This is a genomic window from Pseudomonas sp. HMSC063H08 (assembly GCF_001813645.1).
Taxonomy (GTDB): Bacteria; Pseudomonadota; Gammaproteobacteria; order Pseudomonadales; family Pseudomonadaceae; genus Pseudomonas; species Pseudomonas aeruginosa.
Genome location: NZ_KV813330.1, coordinates 1 through 451 on the forward strand (window position 1 = coordinate 1; position 451 = coordinate 451).

The following is a 451-nucleotide window of genomic DNA, read 5'->3' on the forward strand; positions in this document are numbered from 1 at the left end:
TTCTGCAGCGTGGAGACGCCCTGGGCGGTGAGATAGCGAACGTCCAGAGGGCTCCGTGGCCCGGCCTGCGCGATGGTGGTCATGTTGGTCATCCAGTCGACTATCCCGGTCTTCACGAACAACCAGTCATAGGCCAACTGGGCCAGCCAGGTGGCGGTTCGACCTGGCTCCTGCACGATGACGCTGTGCAGCAGACCCTGCGACAGCCAACTGAGTTCGTACTCGAACATTGCCTGGGCATGCTTCCAGCCCGCGTCAGGCCAGAAGAAATACAGGCAAACCCACTCTACGATGATTGCGCCGACCAGCGAACCGAACATCACGCCGAGAAATTGGAAGGGCGTACTGATGATGGTGCCGACCAGGGTCTTCTGGCTCTCTTGTTGCTGCTCTGCACGTTGAGTGACTTCAGCCATCATGCGGCATCCTCACCGGCGCCGAGGTGACGGAA

Annotated in this window: 1 protein-coding gene; it reads right to left on the reverse strand. The window is 60.1% G+C overall.

The genetic code is table 11. The annotated features are described in order from the left end of the window. The coding region (locus HMPREF2924_RS01725; protein ID WP_141765518.1) for an IncC plasmid conjugative DNA transfer DtrJ family protein at positions 1-416 on the reverse strand (416 nt) is incomplete at its 3' end. Between the last annotated feature and the right edge of the window lie 35 nt (positions 417-451).